A 22507-nucleotide genomic window follows, 5' to 3' on the forward strand; every position below is an offset into this window, starting at 1 on the left:
ATACCGGACCCGGCGATTTTCGATACTCCAACCCATCGCTTCTGCTGTTCTCGTCGCGCCGTTGCGCCTTCGCGTCCATCATCAAAATCGGCAGCCCGGAGGCTCGAAGGATGCCGACTTGCGGGCAGACAGCCGAGTCGGAAGGCATAATCAGCGGTCCACGCATGCAGCACGGAGGCCGCCATGGCCGTCAGTGTGTTCGACCTGTTCAAGATCGGGATCGGCCCGTCGAGCTCGCACACGGTGGGCCCGATGCGCGCGGCCTGCCTGTTCGCGCGCTCGATCGATCGCCACGAACTGCTCGACCGGGTCGCCAAGCTGAAGCTCGAACTGTTCGGATCGCTGGGCCACACCGGACGCGGCCACGGCACCGACCTGGCGGTGCTGATGGGACTGGAAGGCCACCTTCCCGACGAGATCGACCCCGACCACATTCCGAAGCGCATGGCCGAGATCGGCGAATCCGGCGAAGTACGCCTTCTCGAGCAACGCGCCATCCGGATCGACCTGCGCCGGGACCTGGTCTTCCACAAGCGCCAGACCCTGCCCTTCCACTCCAACGGAATGCGCTTCCAGGCCTTCGACGCGGACGGCGAGCCGCTGATCAAGCGCGAGTACTACTCGGTCGGCGGCGGGTTCGTGGTCAACCCCGACGAGGCCGCGGCCGACCGCATCGTCGCCGACGACACCCGGGTCCGCTACCCGTTCTCCTCCGGCGACGAGCTGCTGGACCAGTGCCGCGGGAACGGACTGCGGATCGCCGACGTGATGCTGGCCAACGAGCAGGCCTGGCGCTCGGAGACCGAGATACGCGACGGACTGATGACCATCTGGCAGGCGATGAAGGACTGCGTGCAGCGCGGCTGCGAGAGCGAAGGCGTATTGCCCGGTGGCCTCAAGGTCGGCCGGCGCGCGCCGCGCCTGTTCGCCAGGCTCAAGGAACGCGCGAAGCGCGAAGACCTCGACAGCCTCGACTGGATCAACCTCTACGCGCTCGCGGTCAACGAGGAGAACGCCGCCGGCGGACGCGTCGTCACGGCACCGACCAACGGCGCGGCGGGCATCATTCCCGCCGTGCTCCACTACTACCGCCGCTTCGTCGATTCGGCCAGCGAGGACGGCGTGATCGAGTTCCTGCTGACCGCCGGAGCGATCGGCATCCTGTACAAGGAGAACGCGTCGATCTCGGGCGCCGAGGTGGGCTGCCAGGGCGAAGTCGGCGTGGCCTGCTCGATGGCTGCCGGCGGCCTCACCGCCGCGCTCGGCGGGTCGATGGAGCAGGTCGAGAACGCCGCCGAGATCGGCATGGAGCACAATCTCGGCCTGACCTGCGACCCGGTCGGCGGCCTGGTCCAGATCCCCTGCATCGAGCGCAACGCGATGGGCGCGGTCAAGGCGGTCAACGCGACCCGCATGGCCATGGCCGGCGACGGCAAGCACCGGGTGTCGCTCGACAAGGTCATCAAGACCATGCGCGACACGGGGCGCGACATGAAGTCGCAGTACAAGGAAACCTCGCGCGGTGGCCTGGCGGTCAACGTCATCGAGTGCTGAGACCGGCGAAACGGCGCTGGCGACCTGCGCGCCGAAGCCGCCGAACAGCACACCGCCGAGCGCCCTTCGGGCCCTGCCGGCGGTCGTCCTGATCGCCTCCCTGCTCACGGCCTGTCGACCGCCCCAGGCGCCCTTGCCGGAGGATCTGGCGCACGCTCCGGTCGCGTTCGATCACCACGTCCACCTGCTCGGCCCCCGCCTGGTCTCGGACTGGTCGGCCGTCGGTGCCGAATTCTCACGCGATCCTCGGCACTACGCCAGCGCATCGGCCGTATTCGACGCACCGGCCGGCGCCCGGGGCGCACTGCTGGTGCCGATGGCGCACCTCTACGCCTCCGACGGATTCGCAGCGAGTCTCGCCTTGACCGAGGAAGAGGCCCATGCCCGGGCCCGGGCCGAGAACGATCACGTCGCGGCGGCGGCCGTCGCGTCCGGCGGACGCGCGAGGGCGCTGTGCAGCATCGATCCGCTGCGCGCCTGGGCGCTCGAGGAATTGCACCGTTGCACCGAGCGGAAGGAAGTGATCGGAATCAAGCTGCACCTGGCCACTGCCGGCATCGATCCGAGAAACGAACGTCACCTCGAGGCCCTTGCAGCGACCCTGGACGCGGCGGTCGAAGCAGGGCACCTCGTCCTTCTCCACCTGGATCCGCAGCTGCGCGACCTCGACATCGACGATATCCAGCGCCTGCTCGATCGTGTGATCCAGCCGCACCCCGATATCCGGCTCGTCATCGCCCACCTCGGCGGTAGCGGCGGCTACGGAAGCTGGACGCAGCAGGTCTTCGGCCGACTGCTCGACTGGCTCGAGTCGGAGCGATCGGCGGGACGGGAACGTCCCGGCCTGCGCTTCGATGTCTCGGCGGTCTGGCTCGAGGAGGCCAGTGAAGGCGTGCCGGCGAGCCTGCCGGAGCACGCCGATGCACTGGCGCGCGACCTGGCCCGGGCCGGGCCCGAGCGCCTGCTGTTCGGCAGCGACTGGCCGCTGTTCGAACCGGGCCGCTACGCCGCCGTGCTGCGATACCGGGTGACGCTCGGCGACGGCTTCTGGGACCGGGTTCTCGAGAACCGGGCCGTCGATGAGCGGAGTCCGCCCATCGACCCGGCAGGCACTGCCGCGAGAGCCGCCCGATGAGGCAGCCTGCACGCGGCGCCAACGTTCGTCAGGGTGCTTCGGAGGACGAGGAAGACGACTCGTCGTTACCGGACTCCTGGCCGATATGGCGATCGAAGAACTCCAGCATGGCCGTGTACAGATCGACGCGGTTGCCGACGTCGTAGAAGCCGTGCCCTTCCTTTTCCTTGATCATCCACTCGTAGTCCTTGCCGATTTCGTCCAGCGCGTCGCGCAGACGATGCGCGTGGCCGACCGGAACGCGCACGTCGGACGCGCCGTGGACGATGAACAGGTCGGCCTTGATCCGGTCGACGTGATGGACCGGTGAGACGGGACGCAGCGACTCGGCGTCCTCGCCCACCGCGGATCCCATGAAGCGCTCGAAGTTGCGGCGCCCTTCGTGGCTGCTGCGGTTCATGGAGAAGTCCGAGCCGTCGCCCTCGCGGAACCAGACCAGGTCGTAGACGCCGACGTAGCCGACGGCGCACTGGTAGAGGTCCGGCGTCTTGACCACGCCCATCAGCGTCGCGTAGCCCCCGTAGCTGCCGCCGTAGATGCAGACCCGGTCCGGGTCGACGATGCCTTCATCGATCGCCCACTGCACGGAATCGGTCAGGTCGTCCTGCATCTTGCCGCCCCACTCGCGCCAGCCGGCCTGCTGGAAATCCGTTCCCCGATTGCCCGAACCGCGGAAGTTGACCTGCAGGGTGGCGTAGCCGTGCTGGGCGAAGAACTGGGCCTCGGGGTTGAAGCCCCATCGGTCGTACGGGCCGAAGGGACCGCCGTGTACGTTGAGAATCAGCGGCAGGTTTTCCTTCTCGCCGGCCGGGCGCGTCAGGAAGGCATTGAGCACCAGGCCGTCCCGCGCCTCGATGCGGACAGGTTCCATCGGCACGAGCGCATCCTTGTCGATGTTCGGGAACGATGCCGACAGGAAGGCCAGCTCCATGTCCTCCGTGTTGAACAGGTAGAACTCGCCGGGGTTGCGATCGCCGGTCACGTAGATCGTGGCCAGCGATCCGTCTTCCGTCGACGACGTCACGAACACGTTGTCGTTCGGAAACGCGTTGAGAAGCCCGGCCAGCATCCGTGCATCTTCGGGCAGCGCTTCGACCTGCTCGTCGAACAGCGAGTAATCCGCCGGCCCGAAGCTGGCCCAGGCGCCCATCACCTTGCCGCGCGGGGTGCGCAGGAGACCCTGGACGTCGACGATGTCGTGGCGATAGAGCAGCTCGATCTGCCGCGTATTGAAGTCGAAGCGGAACACGCCCATCCGGTCACCGGTCGGCATGTCGTGGTTCGATGCGAAATAGACCTGCTCGTTGTCGGCCGAGAATCCGAGGAAATTCACGTTGGGCCGGCGCCGATCGCTGTCCAGGTCCAGGGATTCCCACTCTCCGTTGATCTTTGCGTAGAGCCGCAGCTCGACATCGTCGAGCGTGTCGCCCATCTTGACGGCGATCGCGCCGCGCAGCTCTCCGTCGTTGTCGGCGACCAGCCCGCGCATGTCGGGATCGACCGGCTGGTCACCGAGGAAATCGAGCTCGCCATCGAACATGTTGAGCAGATTGCCCTTCGGCTCGCCGTCGTCGGCGAAGTGATAGCGGGCGATCAGGATGTTCTCGTCGTCGTCCGGAAGCGGATGAAGGACCTGGTAGCCCGACAGGTTGGAACCGAAGATCTGCTGCCGGCGCGTGCCGTCGATGTTGGCCGCGTACAGCGCCCCGGGCCGCCCCAGATTGTCGAGGTTGCCGGTGACTTCGCCGACCGACATGACCACGCGGCTGTTGCTGCCCCACCAGAAGTTCAGCACGTGCATGTTGCCGCCGAATTCGAAGCCGCTGACGATGTCCTGGCTGGCCAGCTCCATCACCGCGAGCTTGACTTCGGACCCCTCTTCGTAGGTCAATGCCACGTGCTCGCCGTCCGGCGAGAGCTTCATGTTCTTGACCAGCGACTTGCCGAAGATCTGTTCGGCGGGAAGCGTGTCGGCGACCGACGACGATACGCTGACGGCGAGCGTCAGCGCGAAGAAGGCGATCACGGTGGTTCGGCTAGCAATCCGGCGAGCGATTCGATTCACGGGCGGTTCCAGGTTCGGTCGGAAGCCGCTTATTTTGTCAAACTACGCCGGTGGCTGCACGACCCGTGAACGCCCGCGCCGCACCGTGGTCCGAGATGCCGAAGGTGCGCGCACCGCCGCATGCTATTCCACTGTCCCCGAACGCAAGCCGGAACTCCGATGCCGACCCGATCCAGGCCCCACGCTTTGCCGCAGCTCCCCTTCCTGCTCCTGATCGCCGCCGTGCTGCTGGCCGGGCAGCCGGCCACGGCCCAATCGGTCTACGTCTGGACCGACGAGAACGGAATCCAGCACCTCTCCGATCGTCGGCCGAGCGCCGAGTACGAAGTGATCGAGCAGCGGGCCGTGGCCAAGCCCAAGGACCCGGTGACCATGCGCAACGTCGGCACCGAACGCGAGCCGGACTATCGCTTCGACAATCACCTGCACGGGCCGGTGACCGTAGCGGTGGTGTTCGCCAAGGCCGAGAACGTGGTCAGCGATCCGCCGCTGCCGACGTTGCTGGAGATTCCCGCGCGGGGCCACCGTTCGGTCCTGATCGGCCCCCTGGAGCGTCGCCTCGGCTGGAAGTACCGGATCGAGATGCAGGCCGTACCCGGCTCGATGGGCGCCGGCAAGGACGGAGTACCGCTCTACCGGGTCCCGCTGCGCGCCGACACGCCGATCCGCATCGGCCAGGGCTTCGGCGGCAGTTTCAGCCACGACGCGCCGGGCAGTTACTACGCGGTCGACTTCTCGCTGCCGGTGGGCACACCGGTGGTCGCCGCTCGCGGCGGCGTGGTGATGGACACGGCGCGGAACTTCCACCGCGCCGGCACCGACGAGGACCGCGACGGGCCCCGAGCGAACTACGTCCGCATCCTGCACGACGACGGCACCATGGCGGTCTACGCCCACCTGGACTATGGCGGGGTCGCGGTCCGCGACGGCCAGCGGGTCCGGGCCGGCCAGCTGATCGGGCGCTCCGGCAACACCGGCTACTCCACCGGCCCCCACCTGCACTTCTCGGTCCAGGTCAACCACGAGATGCAACTGGTCACCATCCCGTTCCGGATGACCGACACCAAGGGCCGGCCGCTGGACCTGGACGGCCCGTAGAAAATCGACCGATCGCCGGCCGCTGGACCTGGACGGCCCGTAGAAGTTCGACCGATCGCCGTCCGCTGGACCTGGACGGCCCGTAAGAATCGACCGACCGCCGTCCGCTGGACCTGGACGGCCCGTAAGAATCGGCCGACCGCTGGCCGATGGACCTGGACGGTCCGCAGGAACCGGCCGACCGCCGCCCTCCGGCTCGGACGCGCCGTGGCAAGCAACCGCCCGCCGTCCGCGCCGGTACAATGGCCGGCTGATCCAGAACCCGCCTCACCGCCCGGTCCCGCAGATGAAACTTGCCGACGAAATCGCCCGCCGCCGCACCTTCGCGATCATCTCGCACCCCGACGCCGGCAAGACCACGCTGACCGAGAAGTTCCTGCTGTTCGGCGGGGCGATCCAGCTGGCCGGCTCGGTCAAGTCGCGCAAGGCCTCGCGGCACGCGACCTCGGACTGGATGGAGATGGAGAAGGAGCGCGGCATCTCGATCACTTCCTCGGTGATGCAGTTCCCCTATCGCGAGCGGATCGTCAACCTGCTCGACACGCCCGGCCACGCCGACTTCTCCGAGGACACCTACCGCGTGCTGACCGCGGTCGACTCGGCGCTGATGGTGATCGATTGCGCGAAGGGCGTCGAGGAGCGGACGATCAAGCTGATGGAGGTCTGTCGCCTGCGCGACACGCCGATCTTCACCTTCATCAACAAGCTCGATCGCGAAGGCCGCGAGCCGATCGAGCTGCTCGACGAGGTCGAGGAGGTGCTGGGCATCGAGTGCGCGCCGATCACCTGGCCGATCGGCATGGGCCGGCGGCTCAAGGGCATCTATCACATGCTCCGCGACGAGATCCAGATCTACGAGTCCGGAAAGAACTACCTCCGCCAGGAGCCGAAGATCATCGCCGGCATCGACAGCCCGGAGGCCGACGCCACCCTCGGCGACATGGCCCAGGAACTGCGCGACGAAATCGAGCTGGTCAAGGGCGCCAGCCACGACTTCGACGCCGAGGCCTACCTCGCCGGCAGGCAAACCCCGGTGTTCTTCGGATCGGCCCTGAACAACTTCGGCATCATCCCGCTGCTCGACGAGTTCGTCGAATACGCGCCGACTCCGCAGCCGCGCGCCACGTTGGGCCGCACCGTCGACCCCGGCGAAGCGAAGATCACCGGCTTCGTGTTCAAGGTCCAGGCCAACATGGACCCGGCCCACCGCGACCGCATGGCCTTCATGCGGGTCTGCTCGGGCACCTTCACCAAGGGCATGAAGCTGCACCACGTGCGGCTCGGCAAGGAGCAGCGCACGCACGGCGCGCTGACCTTCATGGCCGACGAACGCGCCGAGGCCGAGCAGGCCTTCCCCGGCGACATCGTCGGTCTGCACAACCATGGAACGATCGGCATCGGCGACACCTTCACGGAGGGCGAGAACCTGCAGTTCGCCGGCATCCCGAGCTTCGCGCCGGAGCTGTTCCGCCGCGTCCGGCTCAAGGACCCGCTGAAGCTCAAGGCGCTGACCAAGGGCCTCACCCAGCTCTCGGAGGAAGGCGCGACCCAGTTCTTCAAGCCGCTGATGGGCAACGACCTGGTCGTCGGCGCCGTCGGCATGCTGCAGTTCGACGTCGTGGCCTACCGGCTGCAGGACGAATACAACTGCGAGGCGATCTTCGAGAACGTCAACGTCGCCACCTGTCGCTGGGTCTCGACCGACAAGGAGCGCGACCTCGAGAAGTTCCGCGACAAGAATATTCAGCACCTCGCCGAGGACGGCGGCGGTCGCCTGGTCTATCTCGCCCCGACCCGCGTCAACCTCCAGCTCGCCCAGGAGCGCCACCCCGAGATCACCTTCCGGGCCACGCGCGAGGTCAGCGTCTACGTCGGAACGGACTAGCGTCGCGTCCGCCGGAGCGGCGCGCGCGAAGACGCCTGTTCCTCGAAGCCACTCCGTTGCCCGCCGACACTCGCCCATCGGCGACAGCGAGGCAGGCACAATGCGGCGATGCAGTTCTGCGCGCAAATGCCGAAGACCACACCATGAATACCCTGGCCGCCGCCCGGGCTCACTTCCCGAACCGCGACCGGCGCCGCGCGCTGCTGGCGCTGGCGCTGCCGATCATCGGCGGCATGGCGTCGCAGAACATCCTGAACCTGGTCGACATCGCGATGGTCGGCCGGCTGGGCACCACCGCACTGGCCGCAACGGGCCTCGGCTCCTTCGCCAACTGGTTGTCGATGGCCTTCATCCTCGGGCTGTCGACCGGGGTGCAGGCGATCTGCGCACGGCGCGTCGGCGAAGGGGCGCACGGCGAGATCGCGGTGCCGCTGAACGGCGGCCTGATGCTGGCGCTGATCCTCGGCACGCCGCTGGCCGCGGCGCTGATCCTGTTCGCGCCGGAGTTCCTAGCGCTGCTCAACAACGATCCGGTCGTGGTCGAGGAGACCATTCCCTACCTGCAGGTCCGCCTGCTGGCACTGGTCTTCGTCGGCATGAACTTCTCCTTCCGCGGCTACTGGTCGGCGGTCCACCGCACCGGCATCTATCTGACCACGCTGCTGATCATGCACGCCTTGAACATCTTCCTGAACTGGGTGCTGATCTTCGGCAAGCTCGGCGCGCCGGCGCTGGGCGTGACCGGCGCCGGTCTTTCGACCACCCTGTCGATCGTCGTCGGCACGCTGATCTACATCGGCTTCGGCATTCGCCACGCCTGGTCCGAAGGCTTCCTGCACCACCGCCCGTCGATCACGATGCTGGCGAAGCAGTTCCGGCTCAGCCTGCCGGCCAGCCTGCAGCAGTTGTTCTTCTCCGCCGGCATGCTGACGCTGATCGTGATCATCGGTCGGATCGGCACCGCCGAACTGGCCGCGGCCAATGTCCTGATGACGCTCGGTCTGGTGATCATCCTGCCGTCGATCGCACTCGGCATCGCCACCGCGACGCTGGTCGGCAACGCGCTCGGCCGCGAGGACGTCGCCGACGCACGGGCCTGGGGCTGGGACGCGGCGCTGTTCACGGGGCTGGTCGGCGCGGCGCTGGGGCTGGCGGTAGCGGTCTTCGGCAAGCCGATTCTCGGCGTCTTCCTGACCGATCCGGCGGTCGTCGCGCTGGCCTGGCCGCCCCTGCTGATCTCGTGCGCGGTCATCGGCATCGACGCCGCCGGCCTGGTCCTGCTGCACGCGTTGCTCGGCGCCGGCGATACGGGCCGGGTGATGAAGATTTCGCTCATCGCCCAGTGGGCGGTGTTCCTGCCGATCGCCGCCCTGGCCGGTCCCGTTCTCGGCGGTGGCCTGCTGCTGGTCTGGATCCTGCAGGGCCTGTACCGCTCCGGCCAGACGCTGTGGTTCGCCGCGGCCTGGCACCAGGGGAAGTGGCAGCACATCAAGGTGTAGATGTGGGGCCCGCGGCCCACTCACTCGCGACCCGACGGAGGGCCGAAGCGAAGTCCGTGCTGCAGGAGTGAGCTTGCGAGCGAATCCGGACCGAACCCGGTTTGTGGGAGTGAGCTCGCGAGCGAATCCGGAACCAACCCTTCGCTGGCAAGCTCACTCCCACAGTCCGGAGCCTGAATGGACTGTCGATGCAGGCGTCCCCGCCTCGCACCGGCGTTCCGCGTCGGCCGGAACAACCCGCTAAACTGCCCGACGTCGCTCTTCTCCGGACCTTTCCATGTCCAACCTGATCGGATTGCTCGGCATCGCCCTGCTGCTCGGCGTCGCCTGGGCCGCCTCCGAGCACCGCCGTCACATCCAGTGGCAGACCATCGTGATCGGGCTGCTGCTCCAGCTCGCGCTCGCCGTGTTCGTGTTGTGGGTCCCCTTCGGACGCGTCGTGTTCGAAACGCTCGGCGCCGGTTTCGTGACCCTGATCGGCTACACCCAGGCCGGCTCCGCGTTCATCTTCGGTGACCTCGCCGACGCCGAGGCCTTCGGCTTCATCTTCGCCTTCCAGGTGCTGCCGACGATCATCTTCTTCGCCTCGCTGATGGCCTGCCTGTACCACCTCGGCGTCATGCAGAAGATCGTCGAGTGGATGGCGGTGATCATGACCCGGTTCATGAAGGTCTCGGGCTCGGAGTCGCTGGCCACGGCAGCCAACGTGTTCGTCGGCCAGACCGAGGCGCCGCTGGTCGTGCGCCCGTTCATCGCCGGCATGACCCGCTCGGAGCTGTTCGCCCTGATGACCGGCGGCATGGCGACGATCGCCGGGGGCGTTCTGGCCGCCTACGTCCTGCTGCTCGGCGGCAGCGATCCGGCCGAGCAGGCGTTCTACGCCAAGCACCTGATCTCCGCATCGATCATGGCCGCACCGGCCGCGCTGCTCGTCGCCAAGCTGATCCTGCCCGAGCGCGAGGCCTCGGACACCATGGGCCTGGTCAAGACGACCGTGGAGCGAGAGCACACCAACCTGATCGAAGCCGCGGCCGGCGGCGCCGGCGAGGGGCTCAAACTGGCATTGAACGTCGGCGCGATGCTGCTCGCCTTCCTGGCGCTGATCGCCCTGATCAACGGCCCGCTGACCTGGCTCGGCAGCGTGACGGGGCTCGAAGCGCTGGTCGGCCAACCGATCGACCTGGCCCTGATCCTCGGCTGGATCTTCGCGCCGGTGGCCTTCCTGGTCGGCGTGCCGCTCGACGAGGCGGTCACGGTCGGCGGGCTGATCGGCCAGAAGATCGTCGCCAACGAGTTCGTCGCCTACGTCGCGCTGACCGACATCCAGGGCGAGCTCTCGGAGCGCTCCGTGCTGATCGCGACCTACGCCCTGTGCGGCTTCGCCAACTTCTCGTCGATCGCGATCCAGCTCGGCGGCATCGGCGGTATCGCCCCGTCGAGGCGCGCCGACCTGGCCCAGCTCGGTCTCAAGGCGATCCTCGGCGGCACGATCGTCAGCCTGCTGAACGCGGCCTGGGCCGGACTGCTGGTCTGGCACTGAAGGCCGCGACTCCTGTCGTGCCCCGGTACCGGAATCAACGCCCCAACCAGTAGCCCAGCATCTCCTTCAGCGCGCGGCGGCTGCCGTCCAGCGCAGACGAGTCGGGCAGCCAGCGCAGCAGGCCGGGCGGGTCGTCCCGGACTTCGTGATCGGTCGGCGCGGTGAACACCTCGACCCCGACCGCGTCGAAGTGCTTCAGCGCCCGGCGCATGTGCAATGCCGATGTGACCAGCAGCATCCGGTCCGCCCCCCGGGCGCGCAGCAGGTCGGCGCTGAGCTGCGCGTTCTGGCGGGTGTCCAGGCTGGCCGGCTCGAGTAGGATCCGATCGGCCGGAACGCCGAGATCGACCAGGAACGCCACCGCGGCCTCGGCTTCGGAACCGCCCGCGTCGCGCCAGGGCAAGGCGCCGCCGGAAATCAGGATCTCCGGCGCCTTGCCCGCCCGCCACAGGCGGTAGGCATGCCAGTAGCGATCGGCGGCGGCACCGAGGTTCGGATCCGGGGACCGCGAGGTCGGCGGATCGATTCCTCCGCCGAGCACGACAATGGCATCGGCGGCCGGCACTTCCCCGATCGGCTTCGGCGGATACATCGATTCGAGCCGTCCCCGGAGCAGGTCGGAGACCGCCGGGGTCGCGGACAGCCACAGCGCGGCAAGCGCGACGAACACGAGCGTCTTGCCGCCGCGCCAGTCGCGCCAGGCCAGCCACAGGCCGACCAGCGCCAGCAGGATCGGCCCGCCCGGCGGCAGCAGCAGCGCCAGCAGCAGTTTCTCGATCAGCTCCATGGTATCGATCCTAGCCCGTCGCCGACGGCCCGGCCTGGCGGGCGACCAGGCGGTCTGCGAGGCGATCCAGCGGCGCATCGGAGACCTGGATCAGCCCGACCCGGCCATGGTCCATGTCCACGGTCGCCAGCAGCGCGGCGGCGATCAGCACCGCGAGCACCCGGGTGAGCAGCGTCCGGCGGTGCCCGCTCAGCCGGCCCGAGTAGCCGATGACCAGCAGAGAGAGCAGCGAGCAGATCACCAGCAGCGCGAGAATGGCCATCGGCAAGTGGCGATGCGACGCGGCCACCCGGCGATCGAGCACGTCGAACAGCGCGCCGACGGCATCCAGCACCTCGACGTGGAGCGGCGGCGCGATGTCCCGCGCGTTGACCACGATCGACCACATCCGGTCGAGTCGCTGCTCGGCCACGGGCAAAGCCGACTGGCCGGCGATGGTCTGGTCCGCCGAGAAACCGAGGCGATGAGCGAGGTAGTCCACGAGTTCGTCTCGCAGCGCGGCCGACGCCTCCGGCGGCAGCAGGTCGGCGCGCAGCCAGACCGCCTCGATCGCCGAGCGGTCCGCGACCACCAGGTCCTGGCGCTCGACGAAGCGGCCGGACGCGCCGCCGAAGCTGAACCCGAGCAGCAGCGCCAGCAGGCCCAGCATGGCGCCCTGGATCGTGCCCGCGTCGATCGTGTGCTCCGAACCGCGTTCGAGGTGCCGCCCGGCCAGCCAGCGGCCGATGTCGACGGCCACCAGCAGAACGGCGACGAAGAGAATCGCGATCAGCAGTTCCATCCAGGGGGTCATCGGTTTCGCGCCTGTCTCGCCGGGGGTCGCGCCGATCATAGCCGGAGTGGTGCACGCGGGCATGCCACAATGCCTCCCATGACGCTCGACCGAACGCTGCTGAACGAAGCGCGTGACGCGCTCCGGGCCGCCGATCGCGTCGCCGTACTGACCGGAGCTGGCGTGTCGGCCGAGTCGAACATCCCGACCTTCCGCGATGCGCAGACCGGCATGTGGGCCCGCTTCGACCCACGCCAGCTCGCCTCGCCGGAAGGGTTTGCGGAGGCCCCGGACCGGGTCTGGAACTGGTATCGATGGCGGCGCGAACTCGTTGCAAGCAGCCGGCCGAATGCCGGCCACGATGCACTGGCGACGCTTCAACGAAGTCGGCCCGGGGTCACATTGATTACCCAGAACGTCGACGGGTTCCACCAGCAGGCCGGCGCCCGGGACGTGCTCGAGCTCCACGGCAGCCTGCAGCGAACGGTCTGCTCGGTCACGCGCAGGGTCATCGACCAGGACTGGCTCGACGAGCATGCCGACGCGGAACCTCCGCCCTCGCCGCACCACCCCGACGGCCTGGCACGGCCCGACGTGGTCTGGTTCGGCGAGGCGCTTCCCGCCGCGGTCATCGACGCGGCCCTGGATGCCGCCGCCCGCTGCGACCTGATACTGGTCGCCGGAACATCGGGCGAAGTCCATCCGGCCGCGAGCCTGCCGTTCATCGCCCGCGATCACGGCGCGCGCGTCATCGACGTCAACCCGGAAGCGACGGCCATCTCGCGCATGGCGGACTGGCACCTGGCCGGACCGAGCGCCCGCTGGCTCCCGGCATTGATCTGCTCGGCGTGACCGGTGGCACGCGCCCCCGCAAGCCGCTAGAGTGCGGGGCCGACCCCGGCCCGGCCCGCGCATGAGATTGCTGAAGCTGATCGTCCACCGCCGATTCGGCGCGTTCTTCGCGGTCCAGGCGCTGGGCGCGCTCAACGACAACGTCTACCGGAATTCGCTGGCCACACTCCTGGTCTTCGGCATCGGCATCGAAGCGGGCTGGGACGCGGCAGGACTGGTCAACCTGGCCGCGCTGTTGTTCATCCTGCCCTACTTCCTGTTCTCCGCCGTGTTCGGCCAGCTCGCCGACCGCTTCGAGAAGTCGCGGATGATCGTCTGGATCAAGGTCTTCGAGCTGGCGATCTGCGCGTTCGCCGGCATCGCGCTGTACACCGGGAACGTCGCATTGCTGATGAGCGTGGTCTTCCTGCTCGGATTCCAGTCGACGCTCTTCGGTCCGATCAAGTACGCCATCCTGCCGCAGCTGCTCGATCGTGAACGACTCACCGCCGGCAACGGCCTGGTCGCGGCGGGCACCTACGTCGCGATTCTCGCCGGCACCATTCTCGGCCCGCTGCTGGCCGGTATCGATCTCGCCTGGCCCTGGGCCGTGCTGCTCGGAACCCTGGCGATTGCGCTGGTCGGCTGGATGGCCTCGCTGGCGATTCCGGCGGTGCCGGTCGGCGATCCCGACCTTCCGTTGAACCTGAACCCGGTGACCGCATCGTGGACCGCGGTGCGCCGGCTGGCCGCCGACCGCAGGCGCCTCAACAGCGTGCTGGGCGTGTCCTGGTTCTGGTTCTACGGAACCGTCTTCCTGGTCCAGATTCCGGCATGGACCCAGGGCGTGCTCGGCGGCGACGAACGCGCCCTGGCGGCGTTGCTCGCGCTGTTCATCATCGGCATCAGTACCGGAGCACTCCTGTGCGACCGTCTGTCGCGGGGCGGCATCGAGATCGGCCTGGTCCCGATCGGCGCGGCCGGCATGACGATCTTCGGGCTCGACCTGATGTTCGCCAGCCCCGCCACGCCGTTGCTCGACGCGTCGATCGCCGATCTCCTGGGCCGGGACGGCAGCCTGCGCATCATCGCCGACCTGCTGCTGATCGGGATGTCCGGCGGCCTGTTCATCGTGCCCCTCTATGCACTGGTCCAGTCCCAGTCGGGCGATGACGAGCGTGCGCGCGTGATCGCGGGGATGAATATCCTCAATGCGCTGTTCATGGTGCTGGCCAGCGCGCTCGCGATCGTGCTGCTGAGCATCGTCGGGCTGACCATCCCGGAACTGTTCGGCGTGGTCGCGCTGATCAACCTCGCGGTGGCCGTCTACATCTTCACCCTGGTGCCGTCGTTCGCCCTCCGCTTCCTGATGTGGGTGGTCTCGCGCCTGATCTACCGGGTCCGCATCGTCGGTGCGGGCGCCGGACGGGTGCCCGAGTCGGGCCCGGCGCTGATCACCTGCAACCACCTCAGCTTCATGGATCCCCTGATCATCGGCGGGACGATCCAGCGACCGATCCGGTTCGTGATGACGCACCGGATCTACAAGGTGCCCGGGCTGACCTGGTTGTTCCGACTGGCCGGAGCGATTCCGGTGGCTCCCGCACGCGAAGATCCCGCCCTCCTCGAACGTGCCTTCACCCTCGTCGACGAAGCGCTGGAGCGAGGCGAACTGGTCGGTATCTTTCCCGAGGGCGGGCTCAGCCCGGACGGAGAGGTGCAGGCCTTCCGCTCGGGCATCTCCGAGATCCTCGAGCGCCGACCGGTGCCGGTCCTGCCCATGGTGCTCGAGGGACTCTGGGGCGGCGTGTTCAGTCGCGCATCCGGTCGCTGGCGCCGTCGCGACCGCGGGTTCTTCTCGAGGGTCCAGCTCGGGATTCTGGAGCCGATCCCTCCCGGTCAGGCCGACCGGAAGCCGCTCGAGACCTTGACACGGACCGCCTACGAACGGCTCCGGGACCCGACCGGATGACGGTCCTGGCCACGGAGCGACTGCGCATCCGGCCCTGGCATGCCGGCAGGACGCCGCCCACGGTCGAGGCCGTCGACGACGCGCTGGCGTCCGGCGATCGGACCGCGCTCGCGCGCATGGCCACCGATGCCGAGATGATGCGCTATGTCACCGGCGGCCAGCCGTGGTCGCCGGAGCGGATCGACGCGTTTCTGCAGCGCCAGGCCGGGTTCGCGGCAAGGCACGGCCTGGCCTTCGGCGCGGTCGAGCGTCGCTCCGACGGCGAGGTGATCGGCTTGTGCGGCATCCAGCCACTCGACGCCGGTCACCTGGACGGCCACTTCGAACTCGGCTGGTGGATCTGGCGGGACCACTGGGGCCGGGGCTATGCAAGCGAAGCGTCCCGCGCGGTGCTCGAGCACGCGCGGGACGTGCTGCGCCTCGATCGACTGCTGGCCGTCATCGACCCGCCCAACCTGGCCTCGATCCGCGTCGCCGAGAAGCTGGGCATGCGATTCACGGAGATCCTGCCGGCTCGCGCGACGCGCACCGATCGCGACGACAAGCCGGTCGCCCTCTACGAAGTCCGGTTCGCCGACCGCGCCGGCACCGGACCCCCGAAATAAAACGTGCCGCCACGAGGGCGGCACGACCCCACTGCCATAGCGTCGGAGACGCCGGGGATTGGGTAGGGCGCCTCGCCGAAGCGAGCGGCGAGTGCCCGATTCGATCCGCCACGCGAACCGAACGATGCTCGATGCGTTGCGGTTTACTGGGTCCGCACGGGGAGTTCCATCACGCCGACCGCCTGGCGGGAATCGTTCGCACCCCAGCGATACAGGATCACGGCGGCCGTCGCGCTGCCGTCGAGCGTGATCTCGGCCTCGCCCCAGAGATGCGTCGAGCCGCCGCTGGTGGCCCACTTGACGTCCGGAACGAAGTGATCGAAGACCCCTTCGCACGCGGGGCTGGCCGGCGTCTTCGCGCCCGAGCCGTCGCCCTGGACCCGGCTTCCGCCGTTGGCTTCCCACTGGACCAGCGCCTGCGTTCCCTCGACATCGAGTCGGTAGCTCAGCGGCAGCGTGACATAGCCACTGACCGACCAGCCGGCGCCGCCCAGCTCGCAGGACTGGTCACCGACCTGCAGGGCCACCGCATCGTCACGTACGACGAGTTCCGCCTCCAGGCCTTCGATCAGCGGCGCATTGGCCGACAGCGGCCCGGAAGACGCCAGCACGTTGCCGGCCATCCCGGCCGCGGCCATGGCGCACAACAACAGCGATACACGGCCGATGCCGGTGCCGGTGCGTTCGATTCCCGTGCCGGTGCGCTCGATACCCGTTCCGGTACGTTCGATGCCGGTGCCGGTGCGTTCGATGCCGGTGCCGGTCCGTTCGATTCCGGTTCCGTTGCGCTCGATGGTCAAAGCATTCATGTCGTTCTCTCCTGAAACTATGGGGTGGGGACCGAAGACCCGTGGGTCATTCGAAGAAGAACCAGCCGACGCCCAGGGTTCCTCCACTGGGAAGTTCGGGGTTTTCGTAGCGCTCGAGGATTCCCTCGACTTCGAGAATGTGCTGCTCGATGACCGATCGCAGTTCGGCACGAGCCGTATCGAATTGATCCGCCGGCACCTGGAAGCTCCAGCGATCCCGCTGCAGCCGACGCTTCTCGAATTCCGGCGTGTGGATGTTGTAGTGGACCGTTCGCGCGTGGCGCGAGATCGACTTCGACCCGACGTCGAAGAGCAACGCTTCCGAAGAGCCCACCGGCTGGAAATAGGGGTTGACCAGCTCGACGAAATCGTCGTCGATGACACGCACGTTGCCGGCCTCCAGCAACCGGTCGAGCACCGTGTTGCAGGTAACGGCGCGGCCGATCAACGGCTTCGACAGCGTCTCGAAGGTCCGCGGCCGGCCGAATACGGCGAGGCGGTCGGGCTTGCCCTGCTCGTCGTGGTAGTCCTTGTCCTGGACCCAGCGCTCGAGAACCGCCGCTTCGGCCGAGAACGCCGATGCCGAGAGCGGCTCTTCGGTCCTGGATGCGGACTCGACCGAATCGATCGTTCGCGTGTCCAGCCCGGTCAGCAGCGCCAGCTTGGACTTGGTGACCTTAGCGTTGTCGGCGTTCTTCTCGATCCAGCGCCGTGCCTCTTCGATGTAGATCTTGCGCAGCATCTGGAGCATGTAATGGCACGAGACCCGGCCGACGAACATCCGGATGATCGGACGGAACATCCGGTCGATCGCCGTGGCGAACAGCTCGGCGACCTGTGAATTGTTCTGCAGCGTGGCGGCTTGCATTGCGTCTACCTCACTTCAGGAACTGGGGGCGGCTGAACAGGAAGCCCTGGATCCAGGACACGCCGAACTGCTCGATGGCGCTGACCTGTTCGGCGGTTTCGACGCCTTCGGCGACCAGACTCAGCCCCGTCGCCTCGGCAAAGGCCTGGAGACCCTCGATCACTCCGCGACTGTTCGGCGTGCGCGGCCCGCCCTGCACGATGGACCGGTCCAGCTTGATGAAATCGACCAGCCCCGCCGACACCATGTCGAGGTTGGAGAAGCCCTGACCGTAGTCGTCCAGTGCCACGCCGACGCCGGCCCGGCGCAGTTCGACGATCGTCTCGAACGATGAATTCAGCTCGACCGCGCCCCCGAACTCGATCACTTCGAGAATCAGCCGGCTCAGGTCGATGCCCTGCTCTTCCGCACTGCTCCAGACGGTCTCCAGCAGGCTCGGATCCTCCAGCGTCGTCGGCAGGATGTTGACGCTGAACCGGGTGTCGGCAGGCAGCGCCCGCGCTTCGACGAACGCCCTCTCGATGACCCGGTGGTCGAACTCGTTGCCGTCGCGCCGGTAGGCCCGCCGGATGTACTGCTCGACCGAAGGCCCGGATCGCATCGCCTCGGGACGGAGCAGGAATTCGACCCAGCGCATGCGTTCGGTCGAACGGGTCGGCACGATCTCCTGCGCCGCGAGCCGGAAGGCCGGCAGGGGCGGGTATTCGATGTCGACGATGGAATGGGGCGCGTAACTGATCACGAGGCGGCCTCGGCGGAACTGGGAATTGACATTAGCCGCAATTGCCATAAATGTCAAACCTATTTTCCGGCCGGTGTTCGCTGGGCTTCGCCGCTCTTCCAGCAGCGGCCTCGGGCGCGCCGAACCGCCCCGCGCCGCGGATGCACACGGGCGTCGTCGATCCGCCATGTGGCGCACGGCGGGAACAGGGTCGGGGACCGTCGACCGCGCATCGGTGCTCGGCGGTTGCTGGGCGCGGGCGCGTGACCGCACGCGCCATCGGAAGCGGGATCGACGCGGCGCGGAGGCCGCGTTCGGCGAGACCCCTTGGGCGTTCAGCGCTGCTCGAGGCGGCGCGCGATCACGATCAAGCGGTCGGAGTCGAGGTCGTAGGGGCCGCCTTCGTAGTCGCCGTCCACCGAGGCGACCTCGAAGCCATTGGCCTCGATCAGGCGGGTCAGCTCGGAGGCCGACCAGACGCGGTGGGACCAGCGACGCCGGTCCACCCGGTCGCCGTCGATCAGCAGCCACTCGTTGTCGAGCCGGGCGCCCGCGTCGACCAGCACCGGCCGCTCGATCAGCAGGCGCCCGTCGTCGTACTCGGTGCAATGAACCGGTTGCAGGTCGCGGCACAGCGTCTCGAGACCGACCACGTCGATCAGGAGACGCCCGCCCGGCTTCAACGACGCATGGGCGCATTCCAGTACGCGCGCGTGGTCCTGCTCGTCGTCGAAATAGCCGAAGGACGTCCACATCAACAGCACCGCGTCGAAGGCCTCGCTGCGCTGGAACGTGCGCATGTCGGCCTGCAACGCTTCGAGCTCCACGCGTTCGGATTCGGCGCGCGCAGCCAGCTGCGAGAGCAGGTGGCCGCTGGTGTCCACCGCCGTGACCGCGAGGCCGGCCCGGGCCAGTGGGAGCGCGTGGCGACCCGGCCCGCAGCCGAGGTCGAGCACGGCGCCGCGCTCCAGCCCGAGGCGATGGCGAATCAGGGGCACCTGCTCCGCCGCCTCGCTAAACTGCGACTCGGAGAACATCAGCGGTCCGAAGCGCTGCCAGAATTCATCGTCCATGTACCAATCGGTCAAGATTCTTCTCCTGTTGGGCGCAGCGTCGGTCCTCGGCGGCTGTGCGACCCTGCAATGGTACGGCCAGGCCGCCCGCGGTCAGATGGAGCTGCTCACGAAGCGCCAGGATATCGAGCAGTTGCTGGCCGACGAAGCGCTTGCCGCGGACACTCGGCGCAAGCTGGAGACGGTGCTCGACGTTCGCGAGTTTGCCAGCCGGGAGCTCGGCCTGCCCGACAACGACAGTTACCGCAGCCTGGTCGAACTGGATCGCCCCTACGTACTCTGGAACGTGGTCGCGGCGCCCGAGTTCTCGGTCGAGCCGAAAACCTGGTGCTATCCGCTGGTCGGCTGCCTGGCCTATCGGGGCTGGTTCCGGAAGTCGACGGCGGAGCGAAGCGCCCGTCGGCTGGCCGAGCGCGGCATGGACGTGCGCGTCGCGCCGGTGGCCGCGTATTCCACCCTCGGGCGCTTCGCCGATCCGGTCACCTCGCCGATGCTGGCCCGCGATCCCGTCGCCCTGGCCGGCCTGGTCCTGCATGAACTGGCCCACCAGCAGCTGTTCGTAGCGGGCGACACGCGATTCAGCGAAGCCTTCGCCACGGCCGTCGAACGGGCCGGGCTGGACCGCTGGCTTCTCGCACGCGGCCATCACGTGGCGCGCCGACGACTGGCCGACGAGCGACGCACGACATCGGAGTTCCTCGATCTCCTGCTCGAGGCCCGGCGCGACCTGGCCGCGCTCTACGCAGGGCCGCTGGACGAGGAGGCGATGCGGGCGGCGAAGCGACGGCGCCTGGGCGCGCTGCGCGATGCGGGACGGCGCCTCGCCGAGCGCCGCGGCACCGATCGGTTCGACCCGTGGCTTTCCAGCGAACTCAACAATGCCGACCTGGCGCTCGTGGCCACCTACGAGGACGGAACGCGCGCATTCGCCGCGCTTCTGGCAGAATACGACGGCGATTTCGGGCGCTTCCTGCACGCCGCACAGCGGCTGTCCGAGCAGCCGGCCGAATCGCGCGAAGCTTTCCTGAATTCATGCCGGACGACCGCTTGCCCGTGATGCCGAACCCGACTCGCCAGGCGCGCGGACGCGCGAACCCGGCGCAAAGCGCCTGCCGACTCCCGGTGTGGATCGTCGCGTCGATCCTGACTCTGGGCAGCGCGTTCGCCCAGGACGAGCCGAGCAGCGGTGCGAGCCAGGTCTCCGCGTCGCAGTGCCGAGCTCCCGGCAGCATCCCCCCTCGCGGCGAAACCCGTCGGATCGGACCGCTGCCGATGGATATCCAGGCCCGCGACATGCAGGCGCCGGCCGGCGCGCCGATGCGGTTCCGCGACAACGTCCTGCTGGTCTACGGCGACCAGCGCCTGCGCACGGACGAGCTCATCTACGACCCCGAGACCGGACGCGTCGAACTGCCGGGCTGGCTCGAGTACACCGACGCGGTGATCCGGATGCGCGCCGAGTCTGCGGCCTACAACACGGAGACCTCCGAAGGACGCTTCGACGGCGTGGACTACTACATCGCCGGGGCCGAGGGTGCCGGGCATGCCGGCCGGGTCCGGATGCTGGGACCGGAGCAGGCGCGCGTCGAGACCTTCGATTTCACGACCTGCGACATCGAGGACCCGGACTGGCAGCTGAAGGCCGGTGAAGTCGACCTGGACTTCGACCGCGGAATCGGCACCGCGCGCAACGCACGTCTGGAGTTCAAGGGCGTTCCCCTGCTCTACTCGCCCTGGCTGAGTTTTCCGCTGGACAACCGGCGCAAGAGCGGCTTCCTGTATCCCCAGCTCGGCTTTTCCAGCGACAACGGGGTGGACCTCGCGGTCCCCTGGTACTGGAACATCGCGCCGAACATGGATGCGACCTTCACCCCGCGCCTGATCGGCGACCGGGGCCTCTCGCTGGGCAACGAATTCCGGTTCCTGACCCGCCGCCAGGCCGGCACCGTGCGGCTGGACTATCTGCCCGACGACGACGAGGCCGACCGCGACCGCTGGCTCGCACGCCTGCGCTACCGCACCCGCCTGGCCGAGGACTGGACCACCCGCGTCACCCTGAACCGGGTCAGCGACGAGGACTACTTCTTCGACCTGGGCAACGATCTGGAGTCGAGCACCATCCAGTACCTGCGTTCGGACGTCACGCTGCTCGGCCAGGGACGGTTCTGGACGATGCGCACGACCTTCGATACGTTCCAGGTCCTCGACCGGGACGTACCGGACGACCGCGAGCCCTTCGACCGCCTGCCGCGCATCGAATTCGACGGGGAGTGGCCGCTGGGTGACGGCTTCACCATGAGCCTGGACAGCGAGGCGGTGTATTTCGACCGTTCCGAGGGCACGACCGGGGCGCGGCTCGACCTGCTGCCCGAGCTGTCGTGGCGCCTGGTCCGACCCGGCGGCTTCCTCGAGCCGGCAGTGGGCTTGCGCGCGACCGCCTACAGCCTCGAGGATGCGCCGGCCGACGACAGCCCGGCGCGGGTGCAGCCGATCTTCAGCGTCGACGGCGGCCTGGTGTTCGAACGCGAAACGCCTTCGGGCCATCTGCAGACGCTCGAGCCACGCGCCTTCTACCTCTACGTCCCGGGCCGCTCCCAGAACGACTTTCCGGTCTTCGACACCCGCGAACTGACCTTCGGCTTCGGCCAGCTGTTCCAGACCAATCGCTACGCCGGCGCCGATCGCCAGACCGACGCGAACCAGCTCACGCTGGCACTGACCAGCCGCTTGCTCTCGCGCAGCGATGGCCGCAGCCTGCTCGACGCAAGCATCGGTCAGATCCTGTTCTTCGACGACCCCAGCGTCCGCCTGCCGGGCGAACCCGAGGACGACCGCGAGCTGTCTGCGACGGTCGCCGAAGTCAACTGGCGCCCGACCGACCGCTTCCTGTTCAATACCGGGCTGCAGTGGGATCCGGACGACAACCGGATCGACGTCGCGGCCTTCGGTCTGCGCTGGAAAGGCAGTGACGCACGGCAGATCCAGCTCGGCTACCGCTTCCGCCGCGACCGGGTCGACCAGTTCGATATCCGCTGGCGCTACCCGCTGACCGCTGAACTCAACCTGATCAGCCGTGTCAATTACTCCCTGAAGGACGACGAACCGCTGGAACTGCTCGGCGGACTCGAATACGAGAGCTGCTGCTGGGCCGTCCGGGCCTCCATTCGCCGCTATGTCAGCGACCGCCAGGCCGACCAGCGCACCGCGTTCTTCCTCGAGCTGCACCTCAAGGGCCTCGGCAGCCTCGGCCGCCGTCCCTACGATCTGTTCACGAACTAGCGATTTACCCAGGA

18 protein-coding genes are annotated in these 22507 nt (G+C 68.1%); 11 read left to right on the top strand and 7 right to left on the bottom strand.

What is annotated here, in order from left to right:
- The first annotated feature begins 183 nt into the window (after positions 1-183).
- Both KUV67_03585 and KUV67_03590 read left to right on the top strand, forming a co-directional pair.
- Positions 184-1554 carry an L-serine ammonia-lyase gene (locus tag KUV67_03585; protein ID MBY6203946.1) on the top strand — a complete coding sequence of 457 codons (1371 nt, stop codon included), beginning with the start codon at positions 184-186 and terminating at the stop codon, positions 1552-1554.
- Positions 1523-2689, top strand: coding sequence for an amidohydrolase (locus KUV67_03590; protein MBY6203947.1), 1167 nt, complete (start codon positions 1523-1525; stop codon positions 2687-2689). The genes KUV67_03585 and KUV67_03590 overlap by 32 nt, the downstream gene beginning before the upstream one ends.
- Positions 2690-2717: 28 nt before the next feature.
- On the opposite strand, the gene KUV67_03595 is transcribed toward KUV67_03590, so the two are convergent.
- Positions 2718-4754: a S9 family peptidase gene (locus KUV67_03595; GenBank protein ID MBY6203948.1), complete on the bottom strand. Its 2037-nt coding sequence runs from the start codon at positions 4752-4754 to the stop codon at positions 2718-2720.
- 159 nt (positions 4755-4913) lie between these two features.
- Between KUV67_03595 and KUV67_03600 the strand changes: the two genes are divergently transcribed.
- The 4 genes from KUV67_03600 to KUV67_03615 all read left to right on the top strand — a co-directional run bounded on the left by KUV67_03600 (position 4914) and on the right by KUV67_03615 (position 10776).
- Positions 4914-5852, top strand: coding sequence for a M23 family metallopeptidase (locus tag KUV67_03600; protein ID MBY6203949.1), 939 nt, complete (start codon positions 4914-4916; stop codon positions 5850-5852).
- A gap of 286 nt (positions 5853-6138) precedes the next feature.
- Complete coding sequence (locus tag KUV67_03605; GenBank protein MBY6203950.1) at positions 6139-7737, top strand: peptide chain release factor 3; 1599 nt, start codon at positions 6139-6141, stop codon at positions 7735-7737.
- A gap of 143 nt (positions 7738-7880) precedes the next feature.
- Positions 7881-9236 (top strand): MATE family efflux transporter, encoded by a 1356-nt coding sequence (locus KUV67_03610; GenBank protein ID MBY6203951.1) that lies wholly within the window; start codon positions 7881-7883, stop codon positions 9234-9236.
- A 277-nt stretch (positions 9237-9513) separates the two neighbouring features.
- Positions 9514-10776 (top strand): NupC/NupG family nucleoside CNT transporter, encoded by a 1263-nt coding sequence (locus KUV67_03615; GenBank protein ID MBY6203952.1) that lies wholly within the window; start codon positions 9514-9516, stop codon positions 10774-10776.
- A 34-nt stretch (positions 10777-10810) separates the two neighbouring features.
- On the opposite strand, the gene KUV67_03620 is transcribed toward KUV67_03615, so the two are convergent.
- Together KUV67_03620 and KUV67_03625 are read right to left on the bottom strand one after the other, a co-directional pair.
- Positions 10811-11563, bottom strand: a complete 753-nt coding sequence (locus KUV67_03620) for a YdcF family protein (GenBank protein ID MBY6203953.1) — start codon at positions 11561-11563, stop codon at positions 10811-10813.
- A gap of 10 nt (positions 11564-11573) precedes the next feature.
- Positions 11574-12356, bottom strand: coding sequence for a hypothetical protein (locus tag KUV67_03625; protein ID MBY6203954.1), 783 nt, complete (start codon positions 12354-12356; stop codon positions 11574-11576).
- Positions 12357-12434: 78 nt separating this feature from the next.
- Here KUV67_03625 and KUV67_03630 point away from each other — a divergent pair, with 78 nt between their 5' ends.
- The 3 genes from KUV67_03630 (at position 12435) to KUV67_03640 (ending at position 15743) form a co-directional block, all read left to right on the top strand.
- The gene (locus tag KUV67_03630; protein ID MBY6203955.1) at positions 12435-13187 is read left to right on the top strand and encodes an NAD-dependent deacylase; all 753 of its coding nucleotides are present in this window, start codon (positions 12435-12437) and stop codon (positions 13185-13187) included.
- A gap of 61 nt (positions 13188-13248) precedes the next feature.
- The gene (locus KUV67_03635; GenBank protein ID MBY6203956.1) at positions 13249-15138 is read left to right on the top strand and encodes an MFS transporter; all 1890 of its coding nucleotides are present in this window, start codon (positions 13249-13251) and stop codon (positions 15136-15138) included.
- Positions 15135-15743, top strand: a complete 609-nt coding sequence (locus KUV67_03640) for a GNAT family N-acetyltransferase (protein ID MBY6203957.1) — start codon at positions 15135-15137, stop codon at positions 15741-15743. Before KUV67_03635 ends, KUV67_03640 begins: the two co-directional genes overlap by 4 nt.
- A 143-nt stretch (positions 15744-15886) precedes the next feature.
- Here KUV67_03640 and KUV67_03645 read toward each other — a convergent pair whose 3' ends face one another.
- The 4 genes from KUV67_03645 to KUV67_03660 form a co-directional block, all read right to left on the bottom strand.
- Positions 15887-16552: a hypothetical protein gene (locus tag KUV67_03645; GenBank protein ID MBY6203958.1), complete on the bottom strand. Its 666-nt coding sequence runs from the start codon at positions 16550-16552 to the stop codon at positions 15887-15889.
- Positions 16553-16598: 46 nt separating this feature from the next.
- Complete coding sequence (locus KUV67_03650; protein MBY6203959.1) at positions 16599-17420, bottom strand: hypothetical protein; 822 nt, start codon at positions 17418-17420, stop codon at positions 16599-16601.
- A 10-nt stretch (positions 17421-17430) separates the two neighbouring features.
- A complete protein-coding gene (locus KUV67_03655) occupies positions 17431-18162 on the bottom strand; it encodes an EAL domain-containing protein (protein ID MBY6203960.1) in 732 nt (243 codons plus the stop codon).
- A 314-nt stretch (positions 18163-18476) separates the two neighbouring features.
- Positions 18477-19229 carry a class I SAM-dependent methyltransferase gene (locus tag KUV67_03660; GenBank protein MBY6203961.1) on the bottom strand — a complete coding sequence of 251 codons (753 nt, stop codon included), beginning with the start codon at positions 19227-19229 and terminating at the stop codon, positions 18477-18479.
- Here KUV67_03660 and KUV67_03665 point away from each other — a divergent pair.
- Together KUV67_03665 and lptD are read left to right on the top strand one after the other, a co-directional pair.
- Positions 19213-20271, top strand: coding sequence for an aminopeptidase (locus KUV67_03665; GenBank protein MBY6203962.1), 1059 nt, complete (start codon positions 19213-19215; stop codon positions 20269-20271). The genes KUV67_03660 and KUV67_03665 overlap by 17 nt on opposite strands.
- Positions 20247-22493: an LPS assembly protein LptD gene (lptD, locus tag KUV67_03670; GenBank protein ID MBY6203963.1), complete on the top strand. Its 2247-nt coding sequence runs from the start codon at positions 20247-20249 to the stop codon at positions 22491-22493. The genes KUV67_03665 and lptD overlap by 25 nt, the downstream gene beginning before the upstream one ends.
- Positions 22494-22507 lie beyond the last annotated feature (14 nt).

The organism is Halomonas denitrificans (assembly GCA_019800895.1).
In the GTDB taxonomy this organism is placed as follows: Bacteria; Pseudomonadota; Gammaproteobacteria; order Xanthomonadales; family Wenzhouxiangellaceae.

Excerpts from the sequence above, each read along its gene's own strand:
- KUV67_03625 (MBY6203954.1), bottom strand. The coding sequence starts at position 12,356 with ATGACCCCCTGGATGGAACTGCTGATCGCGATTCTCTTCGTCGCCGTT.
- KUV67_03585 (MBY6203946.1), top strand. The coding sequence starts at position 184 with ATGGCCGTCAGTGTGTTCGACCTGTTCAAGATCGGGATCGGCCCGTCG.
- KUV67_03610 (MBY6203951.1), top strand. The coding sequence starts at position 7,881 with ATGAATACCCTGGCCGCCGCCCGGGCTCACTTCCCGAACCGCGACCGG.
- KUV67_03600 (MBY6203949.1), top strand. The coding sequence starts at position 4,914 with ATGCCGACCCGATCCAGGCCCCACGCTTTGCCGCAGCTCCCCTTCCTG.
- KUV67_03605 (MBY6203950.1), top strand. The coding sequence starts at position 6,139 with ATGAAACTTGCCGACGAAATCGCCCGCCGCCGCACCTTCGCGATCATC.
- KUV67_03615 (MBY6203952.1), top strand. The coding sequence starts at position 9,514 with ATGTCCAACCTGATCGGATTGCTCGGCATCGCCCTGCTGCTCGGCGTC.
- KUV67_03650 (MBY6203959.1), bottom strand. The coding sequence starts at position 17,420 with ATGCAAGCCGCCACGCTGCAGAACAATTCACAGGTCGCCGAGCTGTTC.
- KUV67_03630 (MBY6203955.1), top strand. The coding sequence starts at position 12,435 with ATGACGCTCGACCGAACGCTGCTGAACGAAGCGCGTGACGCGCTCCGG.
- KUV67_03635 (MBY6203956.1), top strand. The coding sequence starts at position 13,249 with ATGAGATTGCTGAAGCTGATCGTCCACCGCCGATTCGGCGCGTTCTTC.
- KUV67_03620 (MBY6203953.1), bottom strand. The coding sequence starts at position 11,563 with ATGGAGCTGATCGAGAAACTGCTGCTGGCGCTGCTGCTGCCGCCGGGC.
- KUV67_03645 (MBY6203958.1), bottom strand. The coding sequence starts at position 16,552 with ATGAATGCTTTGACCATCGAGCGCAACGGAACCGGAATCGAACGGACC.
- KUV67_03665 (MBY6203962.1), top strand. The coding sequence starts at position 19,213 with ATGTACCAATCGGTCAAGATTCTTCTCCTGTTGGGCGCAGCGTCGGTC.
- lptD (MBY6203963.1), top strand. The coding sequence starts at position 20,247 with ATGCCGGACGACCGCTTGCCCGTGATGCCGAACCCGACTCGCCAGGCG.
- KUV67_03640 (MBY6203957.1), top strand. The coding sequence starts at position 15,135 with ATGACGGTCCTGGCCACGGAGCGACTGCGCATCCGGCCCTGGCATGCC.